This is a genomic window from Cellulomonas sp. Leaf334, assembly GCF_001424195.1.
Taxonomy (GTDB): Bacteria; Actinomycetota; Actinomycetes; order Actinomycetales; family Cellulomonadaceae; genus Cellulomonas.
Genome location: NZ_LMOO01000001.1, coordinates 1,852,978 through 1,867,360 on the forward strand (window position 1 = coordinate 1,852,978; position 14,383 = coordinate 1,867,360).

The 14,383-nt window shown below is 74.2% G+C and carries 13 protein-coding genes; 6 read left to right on the forward strand and 7 right to left on the reverse strand.

Annotation, left to right across the window (positions count from 1 at the left end; genetic code table 11):
• Positions 1-126 precede the first annotated feature (126 nt).
• Entirely contained in the window at positions 127-555 is a 429-nt protein-coding gene (locus tag ASF78_RS08420) for a hypothetical protein (protein ID WP_056586747.1), read from the forward strand.
• A 21-nt stretch (positions 556-576) separates the two neighbouring features.
• Here the strand turns inward: ASF78_RS08420 and ASF78_RS08425 are convergent, their stop codons facing one another.
• Positions 577-1,218: an HAD family phosphatase gene (locus ASF78_RS08425; protein WP_056588384.1), complete on the reverse strand. Its 642-nt coding sequence runs from the start codon at positions 1,216-1,218 to the stop codon at positions 577-579.
• Between the two features lie 111 nt (positions 1,219-1,329).
• Here ASF78_RS08425 and ASF78_RS08430 point away from each other — a divergent pair, with 111 nt between their 5' ends.
• From ASF78_RS08430 to ASF78_RS22340, 4 genes are read left to right on the forward strand one after another with little or no spacing between them, the layout of a single operon-like run.
• Complete coding sequence (locus tag ASF78_RS08430) at positions 1,330-2,238, forward strand: ABC transporter ATP-binding protein (RefSeq protein ID WP_056586750.1); 909 nt, start codon at positions 1,330-1,332, stop codon at positions 2,236-2,238.
• Positions 2,235-2,936: an ABC transporter ATP-binding protein gene (locus ASF78_RS08435; protein WP_056586754.1), complete on the forward strand. Its 702-nt coding sequence runs from the start codon at positions 2,235-2,237 to the stop codon at positions 2,934-2,936. Before ASF78_RS08430 ends, ASF78_RS08435 begins: the two co-directional genes overlap by 4 nt.
• Complete coding sequence (locus ASF78_RS08440) at positions 2,929-6,105, forward strand: permease (protein ID WP_156374080.1); 3,177 nt, start codon at positions 2,929-2,931, stop codon at positions 6,103-6,105. Before ASF78_RS08435 ends, ASF78_RS08440 begins: the two co-directional genes overlap by 8 nt.
• Positions 6,102-8,813 (forward strand): FtsX-like permease family protein, encoded by a 2,712-nt coding sequence (locus ASF78_RS22340; protein ID WP_056586760.1) that lies wholly within the window; start codon positions 6,102-6,104, stop codon positions 8,811-8,813. Before ASF78_RS08440 ends, ASF78_RS22340 begins: the two co-directional genes overlap by 4 nt.
• 4 nt (positions 8,814-8,817) lie before the next feature.
• On the opposite strand, the gene ASF78_RS08450 is transcribed toward ASF78_RS22340, so the two are convergent.
• From ASF78_RS08450 to ASF78_RS08470, 5 genes are read right to left on the reverse strand one after another with little or no spacing between them, the layout of a single operon-like run.
• Positions 8,818-9,252 (reverse strand): VOC family protein, encoded by a 435-nt coding sequence (locus ASF78_RS08450; protein ID WP_056586763.1) that lies wholly within the window; start codon positions 9,250-9,252, stop codon positions 8,818-8,820.
• Positions 9,253-9,276: 24 nt separating this feature from the next.
• On the reverse strand, positions 9,277-9,885 hold the full coding sequence (locus ASF78_RS08455; protein ID WP_056586768.1) for a DUF4126 domain-containing protein: 609 nt from the start codon (positions 9,883-9,885) through the stop codon (positions 9,277-9,279).
• A 36-nt stretch (positions 9,886-9,921) separates the two neighbouring features.
• Positions 9,922-10,866, reverse strand: coding sequence for a RimK family alpha-L-glutamate ligase (locus ASF78_RS08460; protein WP_056586771.1), 945 nt, complete (start codon positions 10,864-10,866; stop codon positions 9,922-9,924).
• Positions 10,863-11,636, reverse strand: a complete 774-nt coding sequence (locus ASF78_RS08465; RefSeq protein ID WP_056586773.1) for a hypothetical protein — start codon at positions 11,634-11,636, stop codon at positions 10,863-10,865. Before ASF78_RS08465 ends, ASF78_RS08460 begins: the two co-directional genes overlap by 4 nt.
• Positions 11,637-11,696: 60 nt before the next feature.
• Complete coding sequence (locus tag ASF78_RS08470) at positions 11,697-13,097, reverse strand: hypothetical protein (RefSeq protein ID WP_056586776.1); 1,401 nt, start codon at positions 13,095-13,097, stop codon at positions 11,697-11,699.
• A gap of 127 nt (positions 13,098-13,224) precedes the next feature.
• On the opposite strand from ASF78_RS08470, the gene ASF78_RS08475 reads away from it, so the two are divergent.
• Entirely contained in the window at positions 13,225-13,446 is a 222-nt protein-coding gene (locus ASF78_RS08475; protein WP_056586779.1) for a hypothetical protein, read from the forward strand.
• Positions 13,447-13,479: 33 nt separating this feature from the next.
• Here ASF78_RS08475 and ASF78_RS08480 read toward each other — a convergent pair whose 3' ends face one another.
• A complete protein-coding gene (locus tag ASF78_RS08480; RefSeq protein ID WP_056586783.1) occupies positions 13,480-14,223 on the reverse strand; it encodes a DUF3592 domain-containing protein in 744 nt (247 codons plus the stop codon).
• Positions 14,224-14,383 lie beyond the last annotated feature (160 nt).

Consider the following 14,383-nt stretch of genomic DNA (forward strand, 5'->3'; position numbering starts at 1 on the left):
ATCGGTGGGCTCCCGTGATCGGCATCACTTTGAACACGTTCAAAAAAAGGGCTAGCGTGACTGGTGTTGAACACGTTCAACTGGCCGACGACCAGTCGGCTGACGTCCCCGCGCAGGAGCGATCCGATGAACCCCACCGTCATCACCTACCTCGTCTACATCGCGGTCAGCGTCGCGCTGACGATCTGGGTCGCGAGGACCCTGGCGCGGAACGGGGAGGTCTTCCTGATCGACGTCTTCCACGGCGAGCAGAAGGTCGCCGCGGCGACCAACCGGCTCCTGGTCGTCGGGTTCTACCTCGTGAACCTCGGGTTCGTGTCGCTCATGCTCCGGGTGAGCCAGCCGGTCACCTCGGCCCAGCAAGCCATCGAGGCCCTCGCCTCCAAGCTCGGGGCCGTGGCGCTCCTGCTCGGCGTGTTCCACCTCGGCAACGTCCTCGTCCTGAGCCGGGTCCGCCGACACCGCCACGTGCCCGCCGACCCGCAGACCGCCGGGCACGGCGACCGGCCGTCGGCGACCCCCGCCTACGGGAACCCGTTCGTGCCGCGCGCCTGAGGTCGTGCACGTGGGCGGGCCTCACGTCGAGCCGAGGACGATCCCCTTCAGCTCCGCGAGCGACCGGATCCGGTGGGTCGCCTGCGAGAAGTCCTGGGACCTCGTGAACTCGTTCTCGACGACGGCGCAGTCGATGCCGGCCGCGACCGCGGAGCGCAGCCCTCTCGACGAGTCCTCGACGACCAGCGCCTCGTCCTGGTCGGCCCCGAACCTCCGCAGGGCGGTGAGGTACGGGTCGGGGTCCGGCTTCGCCCGGGTGTAGTTGCCGCGGACGAGGACGAAGTCCATGTGCTGCACGATGCGCCTGCCTCGATGGATCAGGTCGAAGTCCGCACGCTTGGACGTGGTCACGATCGCCATGCGCACGTACGGGGACAGGTCCGCGAGGGCCGCGACCACGCCGTCGATCTCGATCGGCCCGGTGCGCAGGTGCTCCTGGTAGTAGGCGTTCCGGATGACGCGCAGCCGGTCGATGGTGTCGTCGTCGATCCCCGCGGCTCTCGCCTGGGCCCACGCCCCGACGCCGTGAGCCATGTCCAGCAGGTACTGCTCCTTGTCCAGCGTCACGCCGACCTCGGCCAGCGCCCGTTCGCCGGCCGCGTAGTAGAGGGGCTCGGTGTCGACGAGGACGCCGTCGTTGTCGAACAGGATGAACTTCTTCACGTCGGCGATCATCGCAAAGGTCGATCCCGACGCCACCGACTGTTGTCGCGCTCGGGTGGCGCGGACCGCCTAGCCTGCGGGGGACGGTCGCCCGACGGAGGGAGCTTGCAGGTGTCGGACAGCACGCTCCAGGCCCTGGGCGGTGGCGCCACGCCGCCCGCGCAGTTCGGCCACGACGCCCTCGTCGCCTGCGACAACCTGGTCCGCATCTTCCAGTCCGGCACCGTCGAGGTGCAGGCGCTCCAAGGTCTGGACCTGCTGGTCGACCAGGGCGAGATGGTCGCGGTCGTCGGAGCCAGCGGCTCGGGCAAGTCGACGCTCCTCGCGGTGCTCTCCGGGATGGACGCCCCGACGGCCGGCCGGGTACGGGTCGGTCGCTGGGACCTCATGGCGATGCACGCGAAGGAGCGGGTCGCGTACCGCCGCCAGATGGTCGGGTTCGTGTGGCAGCAGACCTCACGCAACCTGCTGCCGTACCTGACGTCCCGGCAGAACGTCGCGCTGCCCATGACCGGGCCACGCCGGCTCCGGGCGGCGCGCGCGGGCGAGCTGCTGGACCTCGTGGGCGTCGGGCACGTCGCCGACCGGCAGCCGCAGGAGATGTCGGGCGGTGAGCAGCAGCGCGTCGCGATCGCCACCGCCCTGGCCAACGAGCCGCAGCTGCTGCTGGCTGACGAGCCGACGGGCGAGCTCGACACCGCCACGGCTCAGGAGGTGTTCGACGCGCTGCGCAGGGCGAACCGGGAGTCCGGCACCACCGTCGTCGTGGTCACGCACGACCCGGCTGTCAGCGGGCTGGTGGAGCGGACGGTCGCGATCCGGGACGGGCGCACCAGCAGCGAGGTGCTGCGTCGGGACACCGGCGGTGACGTCACCCACGAGGAGTACGCGGTGATGGACCGGGCGGGGCGGCTGCAGGTGCCGCGGGAGTACCGCGAGGCGCTCGCGATGACCCGGCGCGTGCGCCTCGCGCTCGAGGCCGACCACCTGGGCGTCTGGCCCGACGGCAGCCCGCGGTGAGCGCCGGCCCCGGCGCTGCGGTGCACGTCCGGGACGTGCACCGCACCTTCGGCAGCGGTCCGTCCGCGGTGCACGCCCTGCGCGGTGTCGACCTCGACGTGGCACCGGGCGAGCTCGTGGCGCTCGTCGGGCGTTCCGGGTCGGGCAAGACGACGCTGCTCAACGTCGTCGGCGGGCTCGACCGGCCGGACGAGGGCAGCGTGCTGGTCGACGGCGTCGACGTGGCCGCGCTCAGCGACGACGAGCAGGCCCTCCTGCGCCGCGACAAGGTCGCGTTCGTGTTCCAGACGTTCGGTCTGATGCCCGTGCTGACGGCGGCGGAGAACATCGGTGTCCCGATGCGGCTGCGCGAGGCACCCGTGGCCGAGCGCGAGCACCGCGTCGAGATGCTCCTCGAGCTCGTCGGGCTGACCCCGCACGCGCTGCAACGGCCCGACGAGCTGTCCGGTGGCCAGCAGCAGCGGGTCGCGATCGCGCGGGCACTGGCCGGGTCCCCCCGGCTGCTGGTCGCCGACGAGCCCACCGGGCAGCTCGACAGCGAGACCGGGCTGGCCGTGATGGCGCTGATCCGTGGGGTCGTCGAGGCCGAGGGGATGACGGCGCTGGTCGCGACGCACGACCCGGTGATGATCGCGCTCGCGGACCGCGCGGTGCGTGTGGTGGACGGTCGGCTGGTCGGGGCTGCCGAGCGTGGCTGAGCTCGTGTGGCGACGGGCCCGCGCCCAGGTCGCCGTGCTGGTGGCGGTGCTGACGGTCATGGTCGCGGGCGCGTCGCTGGTCGGGACGTGCGTGCTGCTCCTGACGGCCTCCCCGCAGCGGGCGCTGCAGCTCGCGATGGTCCGCGCCCCGGTCGCCGACGTCGAGGTCGGTGTCGCCCTCGGCTTCCCGGAGGAACCTGACGACCCGGACGTGAGCGAGCGCGTCGCGACGACCGCGCGGGACGCGTCCGGAGCGGCCGCCGAGGCGGTGGCGATGCTCACCGACCCCTTCGGGGACCTCCCGACGACCACGACCGCGTGGAGCTCGACCGTCATGCGGTACCTGCCGGCCGACGGACGCCCGCTGCGCCTGGCGTACCTCGCCGAGCCGGACGACCGGGACGCCCGCGGGACCCTCGTCGGGGGACGCTGGCCCGACGCGGCGGGCGAGGCCGCGCTGCCCACGTCGGCGGCGCGGGCGCTCGGTCTCGACGTCGGGAGCACGACCACCCTCGCCGACGGCCCGGGCGACGGCGGGACCGCCCTGACGGTCGTCGGGACGTTCGTGCCGCGACCCGGGGCGCCGTGGGACGAGGACCCGCTGCAGGGGACCGGTGTGAGCCCGAACTACCGCGGGTACATCACCGCCTACGGGCCGTTCGTCGTCGCACCCGGCGAGGTCGCCGCCAGCGGCGTCCCGTTGCGCCGGGTCGCCCTGCGGGTGCAGCCCGACCTGACGCGTGCGACCGCCGCCGACCTGACCCGAGCCGGGGCGGGGGTCGACGCCCTGGGCACGGAGCTGGCCAGCGCACTCGGTGACCGGACCCAGAACCTCGTGGTGGACCTGCCGTACGCGCGCACGGTGCACGCCGCACAGGACCAGCGCGGGGTCACCGGCTCGGGTGTGCTCGCCGTGGCGCTGCTGGGCGGCGCGCTCGCGGCGACCACCGTGGTGCTGGCGGCCCGGCTCGTCGCCGGCCGACGAGCGGCCGAGGCGGCGCTGCTCAGCGCCCGCGGGACGAGCCGGGGACGTCTGGTCGGCCAGGCCGCCGTCGAGGCGGGCGCCCTCGCGGTCGTGGCGATCATCCCGGCGACGGCGCTGGCCCTCGCGCTGTACCGGGTGCTGGCGGGTGCCGTCGGTCTCGCTCCCGAGGGCGTCCCCGAGGGTGGGCTGCTCCCGCTCGTCGCGAGCGTCGCCGTCGTCACGGTCACGCTCGGCGGCCTTCTCGTGCTGCCGTGGCTGCGCACCGGGACGACTCGGGGCACCCGCGAGGACCGGGTCGGCGTGGTGGCCCGCTCCGGGGCGGACCTGCTGCTCGTCGCGCTGGCGGGGCTCGCCTACCTGCAGCTGCGCGCGCACCGCGTGGCGGGTGGCGCCACGGTGGACCCGGTGCTCGTCGTCGCCCCGGTCCTCTGCCTGGTGGCGGGCGCGGCGCTCGTCCTGCGCCCGCTCCCGCTGCTCGCCCGGGGCGCCGAGGCGCGCGCCGCGTCGGCCCGCTCGCTGACCCTGCCGCTCGCGGCCTGGGGGGTGGCGCGTCGACCGCACGGTGCCGCGGCGGCGTTCCTGGTGGTGCTGGCGACGGCGTGCGCGACGTTCGGCATCGGCTTCGCCGCGACCTGGGCGCAGTCCCAGCACGACCAGGCGGCCGCCGCGGTCGGCACCGACCTGTCGGCACCCGCGCAGCTCGACGCGCTCGGCGCGGGTGCCACGCTGCGGGCGGCCACGAACGGTCGGGTCAGCCCGGTCACGAGCCGGCCCGTCACGCTCGGCTCGCGAGCCCAGGGCGGCGACCAGGCCGTGCAGCTCGTCGCGGTCGACACGCGGGACGCCGACGGGCTGCTGCGCGGCCGGCTGCCGTCCGGTGGCTGGGCGGACGCCACGTCGGGCCTCGCACCGACGGGCTCCATCGGAGGAGTCGAGCTGTCCGGCACGAGCGCCGCCGTGGTGGTGACAGGGCGGGTCGCGGACGACGTCCCGATGACCGCCACGCTCACCCTCGTCGTCCAGGACGGCGACGGTGCCCGCGCCGCGCTGCCCGCGGGAGCCGTACAGCTGGACGGCGTCCCGCACGACCTCACCGTGGCCGTGCCGCCCGACGTCCGGGTGGTGGCTGTGGACACCCGGCTCGCGGCGGCGGGGGACGCCGACGACCCCGACCAGCAGGTCGAGGCCGCGTTCGACCTCGACCTGACGTTCCGGGGCGCGACCCTGTCGCCGGGTGGGGCGTGGTCACCGGCGCAGCCGCCGAGGAACGACTACGCCGTGGCCACGCTCGACCGCATCACGGCCGTGGACGCACCCGAGGGCGTGCGGCTGACGATCGACGGCACCGCGTCCCTGCCGGGACTGTTCTGGTCCGAGGGCACCCTCACGGCGCTCGCGTTCGACCCCGTCGACGACGTGCCCGTGGTGGTCTCGGCGCGCCTGGCGGACGAGCTCGGGCTCGCGGTCGGCGACGGCGTGGACCTCGCCCTCGGACCGACCCCGGTGAGCGCGACGGTCGACGGCATCGTCGCCTACGTCCCCTCGCAGCCTCGGGCAGCGGCGCTGCTGGCCGACGTGGACACGCTGTCCCGTGCGGCGCTCAGCCGGGGGAACGTCGACACCCTGACGGACGCGTGGTGGGTCGGCGGCACGGTGCCCGCCGGTGCGGCCGCGACGCTCGACGCCGAGGGGGTCGGTCCGGTGACCGACCGGACGGCCGTGGCGCACGAGAGCGCGAACGGTCCCCTGCGTGCGGCGCAGCGGGCCGCGGCAGCCCTGCTGGTCGTCGCCGCCGTCGTGCTCACGCTGGTCGGGACCGCGCTGCACACCACGACCGCACTCGAGGCGCGCGAGGTCGACGTGGCCCGCCTGCGCGGCCTGGGTGCGTTGCGGCGCTCGGTGCTCAGGTCCGTGCTCGCCGAGCAGGCCGTGCTCATCGGGGTGCCGGTGCTCGCGGGTGGCCTGCTGGGCGCCCTCGCGTGCTGGACCGTCGCCCCTCTCCTGACGGTCTCCACCGAGGGCCTGCGGCCCGTGCCGACCACGGTGGTGAGCTGGCCGTGGCAGGCACAGGTCGCGACGGTCCTCCTGCTGCTGCTCGGGTGCGCCGCGGTGGTCGTCCCCCTCGCCGCCCGCGCGGTGCGCCGCTCGACGATCGCCCGGCTGCGGATGGAGCCGGGCGCATGAGAGCCGCGTGGCGACGGACGCGCGCCGACCTGTGGCCCCTCGCCGTCACCGTGCTCGTCGTGGCGCTGACGGTCGGTGTCACCGACGCGGTGCCGCGGCTGCTGAGCGACGGTGCCGACGCCGCCGTCCGGGCCGCGGTCGGGGACGCCGACCCGGCCGTCGACGTCGTCGTCAGCAGCAGGTACGGACCCGGCGCGTCGGACCCGACGGTCGGTCCCGCGGACACCCGGATCGGCGTCGACGATGCGGCGCGCGGGATCGAGGACGCCCTGCCGGCCTCGCTGCAGCCCGTTCTCGGACCGCCCGTCGCCGACGCCACCAGCACCGACCTGACGTTCAGCACGCCCGGCCTGCCGACCGGGGGTGTCCTGTGGATGAGCTACCTGTGGGCGGGGCAGGAGCCGGCCGTCCGTTGGCTCGCCGGGAGCGCACCCGGCCGGCCCGGACCGGACGGCGCCGTGCAGCTCGCCCTGTCCGACGAGGTCGCTCGTGTCCTCGACATGGGTCCCGGTGACACCGTCGAGGCGCTGACGGCCGACCGCACGATCGTCCCCGTGCTCGTCACCGGTGTGTTCGACGCGACGGACCCGGACGACCCCGTGTGGTCGGCGCGGCCGGAGATCCTGCGGCCACGGGTGGTGGGGCCGCGCAACGCGCCGACGACCGTCGTGGGTGGGCTGCTGTCCGCGGCGTCGCTCCCCGCGGCCCGCGCCGCGCTCGAGCCCGACGGGGTGACCCGCACGTTCCGCTTCCCGGTGGCACCGGAGGCGGTGGACTACACCGGATCCGGCGCCCTGGCCACGCAGGTCGCCGCGCTGGAGGCGTCACCGGAGCTGACGACGGTCCCCGGTCCCGGGGCGAGCGTCACGTCCCGGCTCGACCTCGTGCTCACGCAGGCGCGCGCCCGTGTCGCGGCGACGTGGTCGCAGGCCACGGTGGTGCTCGCCGGGCTGGCGTGGGGCACCGGCCTGGTGCTCCTGGTCGGGGCCGACCTCCTCGCGCGCCGCCGGTCCGCGGCACTGCGCACGGTGCGCGCCCGCGGGGCGTCCCTGCCCGGCATCGCCGCGGGAGCCGCCGCCGAGGCCGCGGTGGTCGTCGGCGTGGGGGCCGCTGTCGGTCTGGCGTTCGGTCAGGTCGTGGCGCCGGGCGCGGTGTCGTGGCCCTGGCTCGCCGTCGCGGTGGTGGGCGTCGTCGCGCCACCCGCGTTCGCCACGGTGACGGCCGCACGCACGGACGCCCGCCGGGTCCCGACCGACCGGCACCACCGGCGCCTCGCGCAGCGCGTGCGCTCGGTGCGGCGGGTCTCGATCGAGGCCGCGCTGCTCGTGCTCGCGGCCGCTGCCCTGGTCGCGCTGCGTCGCCGCGGCGCCGTGTCGATCACCGGTCCCGCCGACCTGGCCCTCGCGGCCGCGCCCGTGCTCGTCGCGGCGGCGGGCGCGCTGCTGCTGTGGCGCGCGGTCCCCGTGCTGCTGGGCGGTGCGCTGCGGGTCGCCCGCAGGTCGCGCAAGGCGGGTCCGCTCCTCGCCGTCGCACGGGCCGGTGCCACGGGAGCCGTGCTGCCGTTCGTCGCTCTCGTCGTGGTCACGACGCTCGTCGCGCTCTGCGGAGCCCTCGCCGGCACCGCACGCGCCGGGCAGGCGGAGGGCGCGTGGGACACGGTGGGGGCCGACGTCGTGGTGCGCACGACGGTGCCGGACGCGGCGCTGCAGGACGTCGCGGACGAGCTGGCCTCAGCCGACGGCGTCGACGCCGTCGCCGTCGGGCGGGTGCAAGACCGCAGCGAGCTCTTCGACGTGCGGGGCGTCGATGCCGTGCGGGTGCTCGCGGTCGACCCGACGTCGTACGGGGAGCTGCTCGCCCGGACCCCGTTCGGGACCTCGCCCGCGTTCGCGGTGCTGAGCGCCGCCTCCGACACCGCGACCGGCCCCCTGCCCGCCCTGGTCCCCGAGCCTCTGCTCGGCACCCGACCGTCGCTGCGCTGGGGGAGCGTGACGATCGAGCTCGAGCCCGTCGGCCAGGTCCCCGCGCTCCCGGCACAGCAGCCCGCCGGTCCCACCGTGGTCGTGGACCGCGCGGCCCTGGCCGCCGCCGTCCAGGCCCTCGTCGCGGCGCGAGCCGAGCGGACGAGCTCCCAGCTGGTGGGCGCGGAGCAACCGGAGGTGGATCCGAACACGGTGTGGGCGGTCGGCCCGGAGGCTCCCGCGCGGGCTGCCGCGGCTGCAGGGGAGGTCCGGGGGCACGTGCTGGCCCGCGCCCAGTGGCTGACGGACCACCGGTCCGACCCGCTGGCCGGCGGGCTGCTGGCCCTTCTCGCCCTGGTCGCAGCGCTGTGCGCCGGCTACGCGACGATCATCGTGGTCCTGGCCGCCGCGGCCTCCGCCCCGGGGCGCGCCACGTCGCTCGCCACGGCGCGGGTGCTCGGGCTGCGCCACCGGGACACGACGCGAGTCGCGGCCGGTGAGCTGCTGCCGTCGATCCTGGTCGCCGCGGTGGGCGGCGTCCTGCTCGGCATGGTCCTGGTCGGCGCGCTCGTGGCGCCGCTCGCGCTGCGGCTCGTGACCGGGCAGTCGGCCGATCCCGGGGTGGTGCTGCCGTGGTGGGTGGTGCTGCCGGTCGGGCTCGTCGGCGCGGCCGTGCTGGTCGTCGTCACCGTCGAGTCCTCCGCCCGCCGACGCGAGCGGCTGGGCCAGGTGCTGCGGGTGCGGTAGCCCGCTAGCGCGTGAGGTCCTGGGCGAGCATCACGAGGATGCCGCTGGGGCCGCGGAGGTAGGTCAGCCGGTAGATGTCCTCGTACGTCGCGACGCCGCGGAGCGGGTGGTACCCGTGCCGCGCTGCGATCGCCAGGGACTCGTCGAGGTCGTCGACCGAGAAGGCGACGCGGTGCATGCCGATGTCGTTCGGACGGGTGGGCTCCGTCTCGATGGCGTCGGGGTGGAGGTACTCGAAGAGCTCGAGCCGACCGTGACCGTCGGGAGTCTGGAGCATCGCGATCTTGGCGTGGTTGCCGTCGAGGCCGACGGCGGTGTCGGCCCACTCGCCGCTCACCGTGTCACGGCCGAGGACCGTGAGGCCGAGGTCGGTGAAGAACGCGATCGTCGCCTCGAGGTCGCGGACGGCGATACCGACGTTCTCGAGCGTGATGGGCATGCGGCTCAGGCTACCCACGCGACGCTAGGGGACGTCGACCGGCGCCTCACCCGGCACCCCGTCGCGCCGACGTCGTCGCCGGAAGCGGAGCCACACGACCACGAGCCCGACCAGCGCGACCAGGACGAGCAACGGCGCCAGGATCGCCGCGAACGACAGCCCGACGCTCGTCGCGTCCTCGACCGTGCTTGCCACAGGTGCCCCGGCGCCGAGGGTCGCGACGTTGACGACGGGCCGCGCGGTGGCCTTCGCCCCGTGCACGACGAGGGCCAGGACGATCCCGACGACCACCGGGACCCACTGCCCGGACTGGACGAACGCCTCGGGGTCCGTGACGACGGCGGTCTGGGAGCTCGAGCCCGCACCGAACGCGATGCCACCCGCGACGGGACGCACGACCGTCTGCACGATGTCGTTGACGCTGTCGACGCCGGGGATCTTGTCGGCCACGACCTCGAGCGCGAGGAGCACGGCCAGCACGGCGAGGACCCACCCGTTCTCGAGGAAGTCCCAGCCGGCGGGCAGGGTCAGCAGGTCCGTCCACCGCGCGAGCACGCCCATGACGAGCAGCGGGATGTACGCGTTGAGACCGGCCGCGGTGGCCAGTCCGGTGCCGGTGAGCGCCTCGAGCATGCGGTCAGCATCCCACTGCAGGCCGCCCGCGACGGGCTACGCGGCCCGCAGCAGCCACCGGGCGAGCGCGTCGGAGATCGGCAGCCCCGCAGCGGTCTCGTACCAGGAGTAGCCCGGGGACGGGTTGACCTCGAAGCACACGATGCGCCCGTCGTCCGCGAGCAGCAGGTCGACGCCGGCGAACGGCAGGTCGAGGTCGCGGGCGAGCCGGACGCACCGCTCGGCGACGTCGTCGGGCAGCGCGTACGGCGCGAGCGTGGCGTCCTCGCCCACCTGGGCGCGGGCGTACCGGTAGTCGGTCGCGGACGAGTCGACGATCGCCGCGTACACCTCGTCGCCGACCACGTGGACGCGCACGTCCCTCCCGCGGACGTGCTCCTGGAACTGCACCGGGCACCAGCGGATCAGCTCGAGCCGCTCGGCATCCCGGTCCAGGTCCACGACGCTGACGATCGAGCGGACCCCGCTCACCGACTTGTAGATCGCTCCGCGGTGCGCGCGGACGAACGCCCGCGCCTCGTCCGGGTCGTCGGTGACGACCGTCTCGGGGGTGTCGAACCCGCCCTGCTGCACGAGCTGCGCCTGGTAGGGCTTGGACATGTTGGAGGCCATGGCGGACAGCCGGCTCGCGACCCTGCAGCCCAGCGCGTCGGGAGCGGCCTCGGTGAAGGCCATCAGGGCGTCGAACCCTGCGCGGGCGCGTCGCATCGCGGGATCGTCGGCGGCCGCACCCCGGAGCTCGGGCACGAGCTCCGGCTCGATCGGCCGCACGTAGACGCCGGCGACGTCGCGCACGTCGGTCGTCCGGTCCCCGACCCGGATCGACCCACGCAGCTCGCCGCCCGAGACGCCGATGTCGACGTGCTGCTGCAGGAACTGACGGGGATGGACCACCACCGGGTCGGCGCCGCACCGCGCCAGGGCCCCCAGGAGCAGCTCGACCGGGCTCTCCGTCGGCACCCCCCACACCAGGACGCTCACCGGGCCACCACCCTCGCGTCGAGACCGATCAGGTCCTGGACCAGGGCGTCGCCCGCGAGCATCAGGTCGGGCAGCGGCGTCATCCCCGCGAACCACCACCGGCCCTGGGCAACCACGACGTCGATGCCGATCAGTGCCTCGGCTGCACCCACGGCGGCTGCGAACCGTGCGACCGCCGACGGGAAGCCCTCCGGCAGCCGTGCGCCGACCCGACGCTCGACACCCTCGGCGTCCACGATCCGCCCGTCGAGGACGACGAGGTGCGCGACACCCGCGGCCGGCGCGGCGCGTCGCACCGCTGCCTCGAGGAGCCAGAGCGTGGGCGAGCCCGCCCCGACGTCGGCGTCCGGCACGTCCAGCCCGGCCCGGTGGGCGACGACCGCGGCGCGCAGCGGGTGCGGCGACGGGCCGGCGAGGCAGGTGGGCGAGGGACGGTTGCGCACCACGCCCGGCACGGCTGCCAGCCAGCTCAGCGTGAACGCCGTCAGCTCCGCCCCGGCGTAGTCGCGCTCGCCCGGCTCCGCCCACTGCCAGGCGGCCGTGGGTGGCGACAGGAGCCTGTTGACGACGAGGTCGGGCTGGTCGATCACTCCGCCCTCGCCGAGGTCGACGACGGCACGCGTGCCGTCGCGGCCGATCCACTGCGATCGTCGCCGAGCGAACGACAGCAGCCCGGAGGTGACGAGCACGGACTTCTGACCGAGCTCGCGGAACCGCGAGTCCAGCCACAGAGCCGCACTGTCGTCGAGGTCGCACAGGACGACGAACATGGGATTCCCCTCGGTGGGGACCCGGCCGGTGACGTCGCCACCGGCCGGGTCGCCGTCTGCTCAGCCCAGAAGGTTGTCGAGGTCGGACTTCGCGGCCGCGGCGTCGGTGACCTGACGCTCGGCCTCGGCCCGCAGCGCCGCGATCTCGTCGGTCGAGAGCTCCTCCTCGGCGCTGAACGCGCTGGAGGTCAGGTCCGGGCGCAGCTCGGGCGAGATGAAGCTCTCGAGCGAGCCGAGCCTGCCCTCGAGCTCGGCCAGGCGGTCGGAGAACCCACCGCCGCCGAAGCCCGGACCGCCGCCGGGGTCGCGGGGGTCGAACGGGATGTCGGGACCCTTGAACACGTCCCTGATGTCCTTGAGCCGCTTCCCATCGATGATGAGCTCCTTCTTGAGCTCCTTGTCCTTGATGATCTCCTTCTTGAGCTCCTTGTCCTTGATGATGTCCTTGCGGAGCTCCTTGTCCTTGTCCTTGATGAAGTCCTTCCGACCGTCCTTGATGTCCTTGATGATCGACTTCCCCAGGGGGATGGCGATGTCCAGCTCGGTCAGGACGCTCGCGATCGGGTTGCCGACGGTGCTCGTGCCGGCTCCCGCGAACAGCAGGGCGACGACGGCACCGGTGGAGTCGACGATGACCGAACCGGAGTCGCCGCTCGCGGAGAACAGCGGGTTCTGCGCGGTGTCGGTGGCGATGCTCACCTGGTCGGTGAGGGTGTGGACGCCCAGGCCGTCGCCGTAGTCGACGTTCACGGTGAGGGACAGCCCGTCGACGGAACCGTGCGTCAGACCGGTCGTGCGGCCACGCTTGCGGACCGTCATCCCGAGGGTCGCCGGCTTCGTGCCGTTGACCGTCCCGATGTCGACGACCGTTCCTGCCGTCGTCCGGCCGGCGTCGATCGAGAGGACCGCGCCGTCGATGTGCGACGACAGGACGGCGCGCAGGATCGCCCCGAACTCGTCGCCGGGCACCGTGCCCGTGTCGCCACGGCTGGGCTGCACCTGGCGGTCGCCCACGCTCCACCCGTCGTCCACGCACGCCACGTGGAAGTTGGTCAGGGCCGCCTTCTGCCCGCTGACGTTGTCCGTGACGATCGCGCCCAGCGTGCCGGAGTAGACGAAGCCGCCGATGGCCCTGCTCGGGCCGATGCTGATGCCGCCCTGGAGGGTGGCGTAGTGCGTCGTGTCCGCCTGAGCGCTGACGGTCAGCGGCGTGCGGACGACCTGCAGCTCGTAGGTGCGCTCCAGCACGTCCGTGGCGACGCCGTCGATCGACGCCGGAACCCTCTGCGCCTTCGGCACGGTGGCCTTCTTCTTCTCGACGTGGACGCGGATCGCGACCTCGTCCGTCTGGACACCCCCCACGACCTTGTACCCGACATCGATACCGGTCACCCCGGGTCGTGCGAGGTACTCGTCCTCGACGCGCTCCTTGATGGCGACCAGCTCCGCAATGGAAGACATGGACCGACCCCCTCGTGTGCACCATCGTCGGATGAGCGGACGCCCACCCACGAGACAGGAGCGCGGCCGCGACAGAGGTGATACCCGACGACGGGCGCCCCCCCGGCGGGGGTGGGACGATGGCGTGATGGCACTGACGTACGACGAGGCGGTCGCCGTCCAGCGCGCGCACGAGCCGCGGCTCATCGAGCTCGACGGCGTCAACGCGGTCGGCGTGAAGCAGACCGACTCCGGCCTGGTGCTCGAGGTCACCGTCTCCCCGGACGCCGACCTTCCCGCCGAGCTGGACGCCGCCGAGCTGGACGGTCTGCCGCTCAAGGTCGTCCGCGGCGGGTACACGCTCCAGTGACGCCGGGCCGGCTGGGAGCAACCGGACGGGCAGCTACAGCCGGGTGATGGTCAGGACGTCGGCGACCAGGCGGGCCTCGCGGGAGTCCGGTGCGTCCCTCTGGAGCACGACCCACCAGGAGGCCAGAGCCGATTCGACCGGGTCGCCGCTCGCTGGGTCTGGGCGCCGCTGGTGGGTGTTCACGAACGCGACGTAGTCCTGGGCGTTCCGGGAGCGTTCCCGGGCGCGGGCGCGGTGGTCCCGGTATCGGACGGCCAGGTGCCCCGAGGCGGCTCGCTGGGTGGCGAAGAACGTCCAGGCGCCCACCAGCACGGCGGTGAGCAGCAGGATCATCGCGACCGGCAGGTAGGCGAGCCTGGTCCAGCCCTCCAGCCGGTCCGTGGCCATCGCCCGCTCCGGCTGGGACTCGTCGTACGTCACCGCGACGCGGTCGCCGACGGCACTGCACCGGCATCGCGAGGTGTCGGTCGTCGTGAGCCCGTCCAGGTAGGTGACCTCTCGGTGGTAGCGCACCCCGAACCTGCGATAGTGCCTCTCGGTGACGCCGGTGACGACGCCGGTGGTGCTGGCGGTCTCGTGCGCTCGCAGGTGCTGCACGAGCAGGTCGTCGTGGACGACGTCAGCTGTGACGACGACGAACAGTCCGACCAGGGATGCGGCGACGAGCAGCCTGAACGGGATCCTGAGGGCGTCCTTGACGGTCGCCCACCTCGACGACGGCAGGAACGTCACGACGTCCTCTGCGCGAGGCGCGTTCCAGGGCGTGCGGCCCGTCATGAGGGAGGGCCTCCTGGTCGACATGGGTCAGCTCGGCGGGCGCCTGCAGCGCAGGTCCGTCAGGGGTATCGGCGGAACCGAGCCTGGAGATGACCCACGCGGATGCGTCCGTCGCCCCGGTAGGGTGACCGGCACCGCACAGCGCCGACGAGGGAGACAG